Annotated in this window: 11 protein-coding genes; 6 read left to right on the top strand and 5 right to left on the bottom strand. The window is 54.8% G+C overall.

Annotated features, from left to right (window positions below; translation table 11 throughout):
• Window positions 1-10 precede the first annotated feature (10 nt).
• Entirely contained in the window at window positions 11-544 is a 534-nt protein-coding gene (locus IEW12_RS13755) for a hemerythrin domain-containing protein (RefSeq protein ID WP_188566572.1), read from the bottom strand.
• 420 nt (window positions 545-964) lie between these two features.
• Here IEW12_RS13755 and tcdA point away from each other — a divergent pair, with 420 nt between their 5' ends.
• On the top strand, window positions 965-1,819 hold the full coding sequence (gene tcdA, locus IEW12_RS13750) for a tRNA cyclic N6-threonylcarbamoyladenosine(37) synthase TcdA (protein ID WP_188566571.1): 855 nt from the start codon (window positions 965-967) through the stop codon (window positions 1,817-1,819).
• 60 nt (window positions 1,820-1,879) lie between these two features.
• Here tcdA and IEW12_RS13745 read toward each other — a convergent pair whose 3' ends face one another.
• Both IEW12_RS13745 and IEW12_RS13740 read right to left on the bottom strand, forming a co-directional pair.
• Window positions 1,880-2,920: a GMP reductase gene (locus tag IEW12_RS13745; RefSeq protein WP_188566570.1), complete on the bottom strand. Its 1,041-nt coding sequence runs from the start codon at window positions 2,918-2,920 to the stop codon at window positions 1,880-1,882.
• Window positions 2,921-3,112: 192 nt separating this feature from the next.
• Window positions 3,113-4,054 (bottom strand): metallophosphoesterase family protein, encoded by a 942-nt coding sequence (locus IEW12_RS13740; RefSeq protein WP_188566569.1) that lies wholly within the window; start codon window positions 4,052-4,054, stop codon window positions 3,113-3,115.
• A gap of 314 nt (window positions 4,055-4,368) precedes the next feature.
• Here IEW12_RS13740 and IEW12_RS13735 point away from each other — a divergent pair, with 314 nt between their 5' ends.
• Window positions 4,369-5,274 carry a LysR family transcriptional regulator gene (locus IEW12_RS13735; RefSeq protein ID WP_188566568.1) on the top strand — a complete coding sequence of 302 codons (906 nt, stop codon included), beginning with the start codon at window positions 4,369-4,371 and terminating at the stop codon, window positions 5,272-5,274.
• 64 nt (window positions 5,275-5,338) lie between these two features.
• Here the strand turns inward: IEW12_RS13735 and IEW12_RS13730 are convergent, their stop codons facing one another.
• Window positions 5,339-6,070 carry an SDR family oxidoreductase gene (locus IEW12_RS13730; protein WP_188566567.1) on the bottom strand — a complete coding sequence of 244 codons (732 nt, stop codon included), beginning with the start codon at window positions 6,068-6,070 and terminating at the stop codon, window positions 5,339-5,341.
• A gap of 584 nt (window positions 6,071-6,654) precedes the next feature.
• On the opposite strand from IEW12_RS13730, the gene IEW12_RS13725 reads away from it, so the two are divergent.
• Window positions 6,655-8,841, top strand: a complete 2,187-nt coding sequence (locus IEW12_RS13725; protein WP_188566566.1) for a putative bifunctional diguanylate cyclase/phosphodiesterase — start codon at window positions 6,655-6,657, stop codon at window positions 8,839-8,841.
• On the opposite strand, the gene IEW12_RS13720 is transcribed toward IEW12_RS13725, so the two are convergent.
• The gene (locus IEW12_RS13720) at window positions 8,834-9,268 is read right to left on the bottom strand and encodes a GNAT family N-acetyltransferase (RefSeq protein WP_188566565.1); all 435 of its coding nucleotides are present in this window, start codon (window positions 9,266-9,268) and stop codon (window positions 8,834-8,836) included. The two genes, IEW12_RS13725 and IEW12_RS13720, sit on opposite strands and share 8 nt — an antisense overlap.
• A 206-nt stretch (window positions 9,269-9,474) precedes the next feature.
• On the opposite strand from IEW12_RS13720, the gene IEW12_RS13715 reads away from it, so the two are divergent.
• From IEW12_RS13715 to IEW12_RS13705, 3 genes are all read left to right on the top strand, one after another.
• The gene (locus IEW12_RS13715; RefSeq protein WP_188566564.1) at window positions 9,475-10,413 is read left to right on the top strand and encodes a LysR family transcriptional regulator; all 939 of its coding nucleotides are present in this window, start codon (window positions 9,475-9,477) and stop codon (window positions 10,411-10,413) included.
• A 555-nt stretch (window positions 10,414-10,968) separates the two neighbouring features.
• Window positions 10,969-12,372, top strand: coding sequence for a nucleobase:cation symporter-2 family protein (locus tag IEW12_RS13710; protein WP_188566563.1), 1,404 nt, complete (start codon window positions 10,969-10,971; stop codon window positions 12,370-12,372).
• Window positions 12,373-12,641: 269 nt separating this feature from the next.
• The gene (locus IEW12_RS13705; RefSeq protein WP_503826892.1) at window positions 12,642-14,015 is read left to right on the top strand and encodes an 8-oxoguanine deaminase; all 1,374 of its coding nucleotides are present in this window, start codon (window positions 12,642-12,644) and stop codon (window positions 14,013-14,015) included.
• The last annotated feature ends 66 nt before the right edge of the window (window positions 14,016-14,081 follow it).

Genomic DNA, 14,081 nt, shown 5'->3' with positions numbered 1-14,081 from the left:
CTTCTGTTCATCAGGCGCTGATACCGCGGCGATGCTGCATCGCGTCGCCCAGCTTGCCCATCTGGGCATCACTGAACAGGCGCTTGGCCATAGGCGCAATATGGCTTTCTTCGACGACCATATGCTGCGTGTACATGGTATTGAATTGATGTACGTCATTTTCATCCAAAGCCGCTGCCGTGCCTGCCGCAATCGCTTCCAGTTGCTTGTCCAGCCTGTGCCATATCGCGTGCATCTGCAGATGTTCTTTCAGAATGGCAGGCATCAGTTCATTCAACAGCTTTGCATCTTCATCCCTAGCGGTCCCTTCCAGCATGGGCAGCAGATCCATCTCTTCATCTTCATGATGCAGTGGCGCCGCCTGGTTGAAATAGCGCCGGATCGCCGCAGCCGCCTGCTGTGCATCGGCATCGGCACCATAGGCCGCCAGATGCGGGGGCAGTTTTTCCAATGTGGATAGCTGTTTGCGTATCCTGTCATGGCAATGTTTTAACACTGCCAATGGCTGGTCAAATCCCGGGGCGCTGGCGAATAGGGTGTTCATGATGCCTCTTGCGAAAGTGGATGGCTAGAGCTCATTTCATCAATAGGAGCGAGTGCGAACGAGTCCATTTGGGATGCAGTGCAAGGCGTGTCGCGACGCAAAGACTGGCCGTCTTTGCTAGCGGCACAACGCTGCAATGCGCCCAAATGGGCCGTTCCCGGAGGGTTTGCCTTAAAAGCGGCGCTGGCTGCGTTGCGCTCGTTGTCAATAGCTCGCTATTGACGCCTCGCACGCCTTGCCAGCGCCGCTTTTAAGGCAAACGCATCTCGCTCCTATTGATGAAACGAGTTCTAATTATCCAATATCCTGGCAAATGCTGCTTGCGCTAAATCAAAGCAGCGCTCTCTTGTAGAATACGGGCTGAACAACGGACTGAAAAACTGGCTGAGCAACCGGCCGATCCAACCTTGACTGATAAAAATGCAACAACAGCAACAAACACTGCAACATCCTGATATCGATACCGATCTGGACTTTGAGCGCCGCTTTGGCGGTATTGCCCGCCTGTATGGCGACGCCGCCTTTGCACGCTTCCAGACTGCGCACGTCTGCGTGATAGGCGTGGGCGGCGTCGGCTCCTGGGTGGTGGAGGCGCTGGCTCGCAGCGCGGTAGGCCGTATCACGATGATAGACCTGGATAATGTGTCCGAATCCAATATCAACCGGCAGATCCAGGCCAACAGCGAAACGGTGGGCAAGGCCAAGGTGACTGCGCTGGCAGAGCGCATTGCTTTGATCAACCCGCGTTGCCAGGTGACGGAGGTGGAGGACTTCGTTTCCGCCGACAACCTGGATGCGATGATAGGCGCGCATGGCTTCGATTATGTGATCGATGCAATCGACAGCGTAAAGGCCAAGACCGCATTGATCGCCTATTGCCGCAAAAATGCGATACCGCTGATTACGATAGGCGGCGCTGGCGGGCAGGTGGATCCGGGCAAGATAGAAATCCGCGATCTGTCGCGTACTGAACAGGAGCCGTTGCTGGCTCTGGTGCGCAAGCGCCTGCGCCAGCAGCACGGTTTCCCGCGCGGCGCGAAAAGCAAGTTCGGCATAGATGCAGTGTTCTCGATGGAGGCGCTGAAGATGCCGCCGGCGGAAGAGGTATGCGTGATAGAGGGAGAAAATGCTGAAGACGGTGCAGGCGATGCCGCGGGTGTTTCCGGCCTGAATTGCGCCGGCTACGGCTCCAGCATGGTGGTTACTGCTTCCTTTGGCTTGGCCGCTGCTGCACATGTATTGCGCAAACTGGCGCAGGATATTGTGCAGGTTTGAGCTATGCTGAAAGCCACGGTGCCGAAGCGGATCACCGCCCCGCACCTTGGCTTGCCTGTATCAGGACTTACCGAATACTTCGTTCAGTTGCTGCGTAACGCGAACAAAAGTCGTACGCTTGGTCAGTTCTTTCAGCTTGTGCGCGCCGACATAGGTACAGGCTGAGCGCACGCCGCCCAGGATATCCTGCAGGCTGTTGGCGACCGGGCCACGGTAGGGCACCAGTACTTCCTTGCCTTCCGATGCGCGGTATTTCGCAACACCACCTGCGTACTTGTCCATCGCCGCGCGGCTGCTCATGCCGTAAAAGCTCTTGTACTGCTTGCCGTCGCGCTCCACCAGATCGCCTGCACATTCATCATGTCCGGCCAGCATGCCGCCCAGCATGATGAAGTCGGCCCCGCCGCCAAAGGCTTTGGCCAGATCACCGGGTACTACACAGCCGCCATCCGCACAAATCTGGCCGCCCAGGCCATGCGCCGCGTCGGCGCATTCAATCACGGCAGATAACTGCGGATAGCCGACACCGGTCATCTTGCGCGTGGTGCATACAGAGCCCGGCCCTATGCCGACCTTGACGATGTCGGCGCCCGCCAGTATCAGCTCTTCCGTCATGTCGCCGGTCACTACATTGCCGGCCATGATGGTCAGGTGTGGATAGGCAGTGCGCACTTTTTTTACAAACTGGATAAAGCCTTCGGTATAGCCGTTGGCCACGTCTATGCACACATACTCAATCGCATTTTGCGCGCGTGTCATCACTGCCGAAAATTTTTCATAATCGGATTGCGTAATGCCCATCGAATAGAAGGCAGTGGATTTGTTGCTCAGTGAAGAAAAATACTTGACCAGCGTATCTTCGTCATAGTGCTTGTGCAGCGCTACCGACAATTGATGTTCGCCCAGGGCCGCAGCCATCTCCAGCGTGCCGGTCGTATCCATATTGGCCGCTATAATGGGGATGCCGCTATATTTCTTGCCGGAGTTGTGGAATACGAATTCACGTTGCAATTCCACTTGGGAACGTGAGGTGAGGGTAGAGCGTTTCGGGCGTATTAATACGTCCTTGAAATCCAACTTCAGTGATTCTTCTATGTGCATAACGACCCCTAGGGTGCGCCCATCAGGCGCGTGAAAACTCTGCAATATCAAAATTGATATTGCAGGGGAAAAATTTCGAGCCGTTCCTGAGTATATTGAAAATCGAACTTGCCTGCCAACATCGATTTCACATAGGCTTTATACGATTTTCCTGATATTTGTATTTTACCAAGAGCGCCGAATACAGCACCCCTAGTGGCAGGCGGCGCTGCCCTTGTCGCTGAAAGTCTGGCCGCCAATGGGCAGGAACTCCCATTCATAGCTTTTCTCATTCAAGGTCAATTTCAATACGCCGTAGCTGGCGTTGTCACGCACTTCGCTATTAGGTTTTGTCAGCAAGAGCGGCGTCAGCTTGGCGCCACCGGTACCGACGACAAATTCCCGTATGCCGCCGGCATCATTGCGCTGGCCTGCCGCATCCTGCGGAGCAAAGCGTTCGTAATGATTGTCATGCGCCGACAAGACCAGGTCGGCTTTTGCCGCCTGCAGAATTCTCCAGGCCGGCAGCATGACGGCATTATTTCCACGGCCGCCGGAACTGTATACAGGATGGTGCCAAAAGGCCAAAGTACAAGAGCGCTTATTGTTTTTCAGGTCTTCCTGCAGCCATTTCAGTTGCGCTTGGAATTCGCCGTCCTTCAGATTGCTGTTCAGTGAAACGATGTGCCAGCTACCTATATTGCTGCTGTAGTAGCCGCGCCTGTCCAGATCGGCAGGATTGTCGAAATAATTGTAATAGCCTTGTCCCAGCGGCATCGCATAGTCATGGTTGCCGGGAGAGGGCAGCGTGCGACGCAGGAACTTGCCCCAGGTGGCGTCGTAGCACTGACTGAATTCTTCCGGAGTGCCCACGGGATACGTATTGTTGCCCAAGGTGAGCGCTAATGCCTTGCTGTCCTTGTCCAGTCCCGCCTGTATCAGGGCTGCAGTCTTGCTCGCCATCGAGTCTGCCACGGATTTGCTCTTGCACTCGGCAATATCGCCTGCCGCATATACCGTCATGCTCTTGGGCTGCTTGCTTGCGGGGGCGGCCTTGGCTTTAGCGGCAAATGCCGCATTTCCGGCACCGCCGGCAGCAAGCGCCAGGCAGGCAAGAGCAAAAAATCGGAAGAAAGTCAGTGTTTGCAGCATCATCAAAAATCTGTGGGTTAGATCTGGACCAGGGGCCTCGTCCTGACGGGTAATGAAACAGGAGTTTGCGCCTAATCCGGTAAGCGGAGCGGTATTTTACCCGTTTATCCGGTCTTTCATTTTAATCATGCGGCGCATTCGCCGCGCAGGCAATTTTTGACGGTTTGGGCCTTTGCTTTTATTCCATTGAAGATGGGGAATCTATTGGATGTGACGGAGAAATCTCCACTTTTTGAGGGATTGGTCCTGCTCCTGCCGCCTGCGAGCAGCAAAAATTGCCCACTAGGGATATGATCCATTCCCAGGAGGAATAGCTTATGGATAGATTGGCAGTGATGGAAACCTTTGTCTGTGTGGTGGAGACCGGTTCATTTTCGGCGGCAGCAAGGCGGCTGCGTGTCGGCCAGCCGGCGGTTTCCAAGGCGATTGCACAATTGGAAGATCATCTTGGAGTGCACCTGCTTTTACGCTCCACGCGAGGCCTGACACCTACCGAAGCCGGGCAAAATTTCTTTGAGGGCGCGCGGCGCGCGATAGCCGAGGCGGAAGAAGCCGAGCTCGCTGCACGCGGCGCCTCCGCCAGCCTTTCAGGAAGGCTGAGGATCTGTGCCGCAGTAACTTTTGCCCGCCTGCACATTTTGCCGCACCTGAAAAAATTTCTGCAAGAGCATCCTGGACTCAATATCGATGTGGTGCTGGACGACCGTCAGATTGATCTGCTGGAAGAAGGGATAGACGTGGCGTTAAGGATGGGCAGCCTGAACGATTCCACGATGACGGCGCGCAAGATTGGCGAAGGCAAGCGCGTCCTGGTCGGCACACCTGCCTACTTTGCGACGGCGGGTGTCCCGCAAACACCTGAAGACTTGAGGCAGCATCAGTTTGTCGTGTATGACCGCGGTGCGATGGCGACTGCGAGCACATTCAGGCGCGAGGGCAAAGAAGTGAGCATTGATGTGACGGAGGGCAGGATACGGGTGAATGCCGCGGAAGGAGTGCGCGCAGCAGTGCTTGCAGGCATGGGCGTGGCAATTGCCACCGACTGGATGTTTTCGCCTGAGCTGGCCAGCGGAGAAGTAGTGCGGGTCTTGAGCGACTGGGACTTACCGAGCATAGACCTGTGGGCAGTGTATCCGTCCGGCCGCATGGCCAATGCCAAGGCCCGCGCTTTTACCAGCTTTGTGCAGGCGACGATGGAAAACTATGCTGCCGCGCTAGCCTGATTTTCTATTGTCAGGCTAGCGCGGCCAGCATTTGTTCCAGTTCCGGCCTGTGCAAGGGTCGGAATTACACTTGCGCTGCACCGCCATCGACGAACAGCTCTATGCCCGAGATGAAGCTGGAGTCGTCCGAAGCCAGGAAGACTGCACTGTTTGCGATTTCATCTGATGTACCCATGCGGGCCATAGGCACGCCGGACAAGATGCCAGCGATAGCTTCCTTGGGCAGCGGATCGAGGATAGGGGTGTCTATCGTGCCAGGGCTGATGACATTGGTGCGGATGCGGCGGTCTTTCAGATCATTGGTCCAGGTGCGGGCAAAGGATCTGAGTGCTGCCTTGGTGGCGCTATATACGCCAAAAGATGGAATGCCTTTCACGCTGGCGATGGAGCCGGTCAGGATCACGGAGCCGCCGTCTTTCAATAGCGGCAGCGCTTTCTGCACCGTGAAGACGGTGCCGCGTACATTCGCATTGAAGGTCTTGTCGAAATGCTCTTCAGTGATAGCGCCTATCGGCGCGAACTCTCCCAGACCGGCATTGGCGAAGACGATGTCCAGATGGCCCTTGTGCGCCTTGACGCTTGCATACAAGCGGTCCAGATCGGCCAGATTGGCAATATCGCCCTGCACGCCGATTACATTGCTGCCTATGGCTTTGACTGCAGCATCAAGTTCTGCCTGGCGGCGCCCCATGATGAAGACGAAAGCGCCTTCCTTGACGAAGCGCTTGGCTGTTGCGAGGCCCATGCCCGATGTGCCGCCGGTAATGACTGCGACTTTTCCTTGAAGATTGCTCATGGTATTGCTCCTGTTGAGATTGAGGATTGCATAAAAGTATGTAAAACGTATTTAAGGTCTGCGGCCATCAATCGATGCAGCCTCTTACTTCACTGCAGGTAAGAAGCTGTCGATCGACCGTGGACCTAGTGTGGGGCTAGGCCCGTTCTGCGAGAAGAAAGGCGGGGGGAATAACAGTTATGCGATGGAGAGGGGAAGTGGCCTGCGCTCAAGAGGAAAATCGCAAGATCTGGCAGCTCCGGGCCAAGGCGGGTAAAGGCGGGGAAACTACGAAAAACAGCTTCAGTTGGGCTTGGATTTGTTGGTGTTGGAGCGATTACGCACTAATTTAGGTATTTGATGTTTATTTACCGATGTTTTAAGCACAAGAATTGTTTATTTATTACAGAAAAATGTCGAAATATTTCCACAAACCATCAATTTGTGTAGCATAACTACAGTTTCATGCGAAAATGTTATTTCCACGAAGAAACTTATTGTAGTACCCACTACGCTTTTCTCAAAAATGTGCAATGTTTCGCTGGCTTTCTCTTAACGAAGGCGGGTTAAGTCCTGCTGAGCACTCCATTTGGAGAGCAAGCGCCTTGCGCATTATTCTGGTGTCCGGCTTCGTACTGGAAGCCATCGTTGCGATACATAGCTCTCTGGATGCGCTCGCGGTCGGCGCTTACCATGTGCTGTGGATAGTCGGCGCTTTCTATACTTTGCTGGCAACCGGCCTGTATTACTCGCAGCGGCGCTTGTATCTGAGCGCATCAATACTGATTGTTACCGTCTATGCTGCAGCGTTTTCCATCATCTGCTTTGTTCACCAGTTTGAAATATCCAAGCTGGGTTATCTGTTCATCTACACCACGCCCATCATTGCCAGACTGTTCTTCGGCACCCGGCTGGCGCTGATGCTGATGACTTTTAATGTGATTCCATTCTTTGTGTTGTTGCGCAACCAGCCCCTTTTTGTGTTCCCTGCCATGCACCTGACTTTGCCGGGAACACACTCCTACATCCAGTCCCTGCTATTTCTATTCTTTAATATATGCTTGCCGCTGGCCGTGTTTCGCGCGCTGCACGCGCTGGATGCGTCTGCGCTGCGCCATCGCCAGACCAGCGCTGAGCTGGAGACCAGCCACGAGCAATACCAGGAAATTTTTCAGAATGCGGGCAGCCCCATCCTGCTATGCGATGCAGACTCCCGCATATTGCAGGCGAATCACCTGGCGAATGCCTTGCTGGGGCGGGCCGAAGACCAGTGCGGCGATGGAAGTTCCCTGTTTGACTGGATAGCGCTGGATGGCAGCATACGCTTCAAGCAGCATGTGATGGATGACGTGTCCAATTTGCCTACCACGGCTTACCGCACGCGCGACGGCAAGATGGTAGCGCTGGAAAATATTTCAGCGACATCCAAGGATCACTACATCGTCGCCTTGCGCGATGTGTCCGGCCTGCACTCTATGCATGATGCCTTGCAGCGCAGCCAGGAAAGGGAAAATTTCCTGAATAGCCACGACCGCCTGACCAGCTTGCCGAATCGCGACATGCTGCGCCATTTTCTGGCGGATGTACTGGGCCGGCCTGACGACGGCAAACTGATTGCGCTGGTGTCTTTCCGGGTCAACAGCATACGCCATGCGAATGAAAAATTCGGTGCCCATGCGGGCGATGTGATGATACGCCGCTTCGCGGAAGACTTAACGGCGATTTTGCCTTCGCATTGTTTTTCCGCCCGCCTGCGCAGCATTGTGTTTTCTTTCGTGATCGACCAGGTCGATGATCCTGCCGAAACGCTGCGCGGAGTGGAGAACATCCGCGACAGCCTGTCGAAAGAAATGGATATCGATGGCGCCAGGCTGATGGTGCAGTTATCTGCCGGCATTGCGCTGGCGCGCAAGGGCGACCTGGAATCGGATGACCTGATACGCCGCAGCGAAGTCGCACTGGACAGCGCCAGGCGCGCCGGCGGTAACGGCATTGCCCTGTTTGACGAAGGCGATGCGCTGCAGATACGCCGCAGTGTGGAGGTGGAAGTCGGCATCGTTTCCGCATTGAAGAATCGCGAATTCCGCCTGGTGTATCAGCCCAAGGTGACCCACGATGGCAGCATTGCCGGGCTGGAAGCACTGATACGCTGGCAATCTCCTACACTGGGTGCGGTCACGCCGGGCGAGTTCATCCAGATAGCCGAGAGCGCCGGTTCTATACGCGATATCACCAACTTCGTCGTCGATGCAGCCTGCAAGCAGGTGCGGATATGGCTGGATAAATACGGTAGCTGCCCGCCGGTTGCGATCAATCTTTCAGCGGTGGATATTGCCCGCCATGATTTACTGCAACTGATAGAGTCCAGCTGTGCCGCGCACAATATCACGTCGGAATATCTGGAATTTGAGATTACTGAAACCGGCCTGATCGGCAATGAGGCACTGGCGATCCGCCACCTGGACGAATTGAAGATACGCGGTTTCCATATCGCGATCGACGATTTCGGCACCGGCTATTCATCGCTGTCCAAGCTCAGCCATTTCCCTGCGCGCAGCATCAAGATAGACCGCTCTTTCGTATCCCAGATAGGCTTCAACAAGAAGAGCGAACTGATCATCAAGGCCATCGTATCACTGGCCCGCATCCTGTCCTGCACGACGGTTGCCGAGGGCGTGGAGAACCTGGGCCAGGAGCATTTCCTGAAGGCGATAGGCTGCGAATTCTTCCAGGGATTCCTGTACTACCGTCCGCTGGAAGTGCCGGATATCAATACCCTGTTACTCAGGTGAGCCGGGCTACCATCTTGATGAAGTATTTTGGGGATTCTTCATACTCTTGCCGGGTATAGAATTGATGCGCCCTTAGCCTGCGGCTTCCTGAATGCACTTCCATCCTGTCGCAGCCATGCTCGCTTGCCATTTGCTCTGCGTGCTCAATCAGTAATTTTCCTACACCCTGGCTGGTCTGTTTGTCGTCAACGCAAAAATAACTGATCCTGCAAAAATCGCCTTCCAGCGCGATTTGCGGGATGAAGTGCAGCGAAATAAACCCAAGCACCTGTTGATCTTGCTCCGCCACCAGCAAGGCTGCGTCGGGATGGCGCAGCAAAGTGGCGATCTTTTCCTTGATATATCCTTGCGCCGAATAACCGAGTTGCGCCAGCAAATCCACCAGTACATCGGCATCTGCCAAATGCGCATTCCTTATTTTTACCATCCCGCTTTCCTTGTATAAATGATGTGCGTCAATTGTTGCAGCCTCTATTTTTTCACAGCTTGCTCTAGTTTGTACGCTTTCTTCTACCTTTACATCCATGCTGGATTATTGCCGGTGCATATAGCAGATCGGGTATATTTGCTATCTGAGCTTACATATATAAATAAAAAAACGCGGCCAGGCATGCGCAGCTACCCGGAGACCAAATGACATCGAAATTGCCAGACCACCTGGACATTCATTTAATACGCATATTGTATTTGCTGTTATGCGAAAAGAATGTATCGCGGGTAGCGCTGAAGCTGAACCAGCCGCAGTCCTCAATCTCGGCATCGCTGCGCAAACTGCGCGAGCTGACCGGAGATCCCTTGATGGTGCGTGGCGCCAGGGGCATGCTGCCTACCGAGCATGGAGAGAGCCTGCTGAAGCCGGCCAAGCGGATACTGGATGAAACGGAACGCCTGTTTGCACAGAAGACCAACTTCATGCCGCAGCAAGAGGCGCGCACATTCCATGTAGCGGCACCCGACTATATGAGCACGCCTTTCTTCGTCGAGCTGGTGAGTCGGATGCGACGCGAGTCTCCCAAGAGCCGTCTGGTGATCCATGCCCTGGGTGAGGACATGGACTATGTGCGCTTGCTGGCCGAGGGCGAGCTGGATCTGGTGATCGCCAACTGGGATGAACCTCCCGCACATTTGCATCTGACCAAGCTATTCGATGATCCCATCGTTTGCATGATGCGGGCCAATAGCGCTTTTGCCAAAAGAACTGCAGATGGGCAGATATCAGTGGAAGATTATCTGAGCCTGCCCCACGTTGCTCCATGGAAGGTATTGCCTGGCTACCATGGAACAATAGACTCCTACCTGGACAAGCATGACCTGCACCGCAACGTAGTGGTCGAATCGTCTTCGTTTCGCATGTTGCCATACATGGTTGCACACACCGATCTGGTGCTGACCACCGGCCGACAATTTGCGCAGTTCTATGAAAAATCCCTGCCGCTGAAAACCTTCGACGTGCCTATCAAGTTTCCTCCGTTGCGCTTTTATCAGTTGTGGCATGAGCGCATGCATCAGGCGACTGAGCATAAATGGCTCAGGGCGCAGGTGACTGCGGCAGCCAAGGCTTCGCTGGTTTAAATTATGTCACGCGTGACCTGACACTAAACCGAATGCGTGAGTTTGCGGTGTCAATCCTGACGTACCGCGGATGCGGCACTGATTTTGCTTCCACGGGTAATTGATATATGCAAATAGCAAAATCAGTTATCGCCTATTTGATATATCTCTGATTCCCGCTTCATATAGTATCGGTCACCAGCAAGCACAATGACTTGTACTAGAACTCATTTCATCAATAGGCGGGAGTGCGAACGAGTCCATTTGGGATGCAGTGCAAGGCGTGTCGCGACGCAAAGACTGGCCGTCTTTGCTAGCGAACTCGGCGTCCCCGCACAACGCTGCAATGCGCCCAAATGGGTCGTTCCCGAAGGGTTTGCTTTAAAAGTGGCGCTGGACTGCGTTGCACTCGTTACCTCGGCGGCCCCGTCAATAGCCCCGCTATTGACGCCTCGCACGCCTTGCCAGCGCCACTTTTAAGGGCGCCCGGCGTAGGGCAAACGCATCTCCCGCCTATTGATGAAATGAGTTCTAATATAAACACAACAATGCATTATCCGAACTCCAGGAGACAAGATGGAAACCACGAGGGATGCCGTACACCCGGTAGATGAACAGTTACCGGTAATGAAACTGACTGCGCTGGGCCTGCAACATGTGCTGGTGATGTATGCCGGTGCAATTGCGGTACCGCTGATCATAGGCGGAGCGTTGAATTTGCCGAAATATGCGATTGCCTTCCTAATCAGCGCCGACCTGTTTTGCTGCGGCCTGGTCACCGTGATCCAGAGCCTGGGCATATGGAAATTCGGCATCAAGATGCCGGTGATGATGGGCGTTACTTTTGCAGCGGTAGGCCCTATGGTGGCGATGGCGGGCAATCCATCGCTGGGCATACTGCACATTTATGGTGCCGTGATCGCCGGCGGTGTGTTCTGCATCATCGCCGCGCCTTTCATGAGCAAGCTGATGCGTTTTTTCCCGCCGGTGGTGACCGGTACTGTGATTACCGTGATCGGGGTATCACTGATGGGGGTAGGCATCAACTGGGCCGCTGGCGGACAGCCGGTGATCGGTACCGTGGTCAATGGCGTATTTACCAAGATACCCAATCCTGAGTACGGCTCACCGGTCAACCTCGGCATTGCGCTGGTCGTGCTGATTTCCATTTTGCTCATTACCAAGTATATGAAAGGGTTTATCGCCAATATTTCGGTGCTGATGGGGATGGTGATCGGTTTCATCATTGCACTGGCCATGGGCAAGATCAGTTTTGCCGGTCTGGAGAACGCAGACTGGTTTGCGATGATTCAGCCTTTCCACTATGGCTGGCCGCAGTTTGACCTGGGCGCCATTGTCAGCATGTGCCTGGTGATGATCGTGACGATGATAGAGTCCACCGGCATGTTTATCGCGCTGGGCGATATCGTCGGCAAGAAGGTGGATAATGAGACTCTGGCGCGCGGCCTGCGGGTGGATGGGCTTGGCACCGTGATAGGCGGTATCTTCAACACTTTCCCTTATACGTCGTTTTCGCAGAACGTTGGCCTGGTAGGTGTGACCGGCGTGCGCAGCCGTTTTGTCTGCGTCGCAGCCGGCTGCATCCTGATTGCCTTCGGCCTGTTTCCGAAGATGGCGCATGTGGCAGCATCGATACCGCAATTCGTGCTGGGCGGCGCCGGCATCGTGATGTTCGGCATGGTGGCGGCGACCGGCATCAAGATCTTGTCCGGGGTGGATTTTCAGCGTAACCGTAATAATCTGTTTATCGTCGCGGTCAGCATAGGCGCCGGCATGATACCTATCGTGGCACCGAATTTCTTTGCACAAATGCCGCCTTATATGTCCACCATCCTGCATAGCGGTATCCTGCTGGCCTCGGCAATGGCGGTATTGCTGAACCTCTTTTTCAATGGACAGGGCGAGAGCGTTGATGTGCGTGCCTATGCGCTGGCCTCGGCGCAAAGTTCCGATCATTAAACTAAAGTACTAGAACTCATTTCATCAATAGGAGTGAGATGCGTTTGTCTTAAAAGCGGCGCTGGCAAGGCGTGCGAGGCGTCAATAGCGAGCTATTGACAACGAGTGCAACGCAGTCCAGCGCCGCTTTTAAGCCAAACCCTTCGGGAACGGCCCATTTGGGCACATTGCAGCGTTGCGCCGCTAGCAAAGACAGCCAGTCTTTGCGTCGCGACACGCCTCGCACTGCATCCCAAATGGACTCGTTCGCACTCGCTCCTATTGATGAAATGAGTTCTAGAATGTCTAAAACCTTACTGATAAAAAATGCCCGTGTCGTCGTCACGATGGATGATGCACGCCGCGAGATCGCCGACGGCGCTGTGTTCATTCGCGGTAATGTCATAGAGCAAGTCGGCGCCAGCACCGACTTGCCACAGACGGCAGATGATGTCATCGATGCGCACAATCATGTGGTGATACCGGGCTTGGTGAACACCCATCACCATATGTACCAAAGCCTGACGCGAGTGATTCCGGCTGCACAGGACGGCGAACTGTTCAACTGGCTGACCAATCTGTATCCGATCTGGGCCAACCTGACGCCCGAGATGGTGCAGGTATCCACGATGACAGCGATGGCGGAGCTGATCATGTCCGGCTGTACTACCAGCAGCGACCATCTGTATATCTATCCCAATGGCTGCAAGCTGGACCATAGCATAGAGGCGGCACAGCAGATAGGCATGCGCTTTCACGCTGCGCGCGGCTCCATGAGCGTGGGGCAATCCAAAGGAGGTTTGCCGCCGGATAGCGTGGTAGAAGAGGAAAGCGCAATCCTGAAGGACACGCAGAGACTGATAGAAACGTATCATGATGCGGGCCGCCACGCGATGCAGAGAGTCGTCGTCGCGCCTTGCTCGCCCTTTTCGGTGTCGCGTGATCTGATGAAGGAATCCGCGACCCTTGCGCGCAGCTACGGCGTGTCCTTGCATACGCACCTGGCGGAGAATGCGAACGATATCGCCTATAGCCGCGAGAAGTTCAATATGACGCCGGCCCATTATGCGGAAGACTGCGGCTGGGTTGGGCCGGACTCCTGGCATGCACACTGCGTGCAATTGGACGACGAAGGCATCTATCTGTTTGCACGCACCGGCACCGGTATTGCGCATTGCCCTTGTTCCAATATGCGGCTAGCTTCCGGCATTGCTCCTATCCGCAAGATGCTGGATGCGGGTGTGCCTGTCGGTCTGGGTGTGGATGGTTCCGCCTCCAACGATGGTGCGCATATGCTAGGTGAAGTGCGGCAGGCAATGCTGTTGCAGCGGGTGGGATTCGGTCCCGATGCAATGACGGCCAGACAGGCGCTGGAAATAGCGACACTGGGCGGAGCCAAGGTATTGAACCGCGACGATATCGGCGCCTTAAAGCCGGGCATGTCGGCCGACCTCGCATTGTTTGATGTCAGCAAGCTGGGCTTTGCCGGCAGTTGGCACGATCCGGTTGCTGCATTGGTGTTTTGCACGCCCGCTGATGTTGCTTACAGCATCATCAATGGCCGTGTGGTTGTGCGCAATGGCCAGTTCACCACGATAGATCTCGGCAATGTGCTGGAGCGGCATAATGCGCTGGCCATGTCATTGGCGGAAGCGGCCAGCTAGGTACGCTGTCACATTCTTATTGAGAACAGTTCGTTTCTGAACGAACTGTTCTTGCAAGACATGCGG

It is taken from the genome of Parundibacterium terreum (genome assembly GCF_014636315.1).
Lineage (GTDB): Bacteria > Pseudomonadota > Gammaproteobacteria > Burkholderiales > Burkholderiaceae_D > Undibacterium > Undibacterium terreum.
This window is presented reverse-complemented; position numbering and strand designations above follow the sequence as displayed.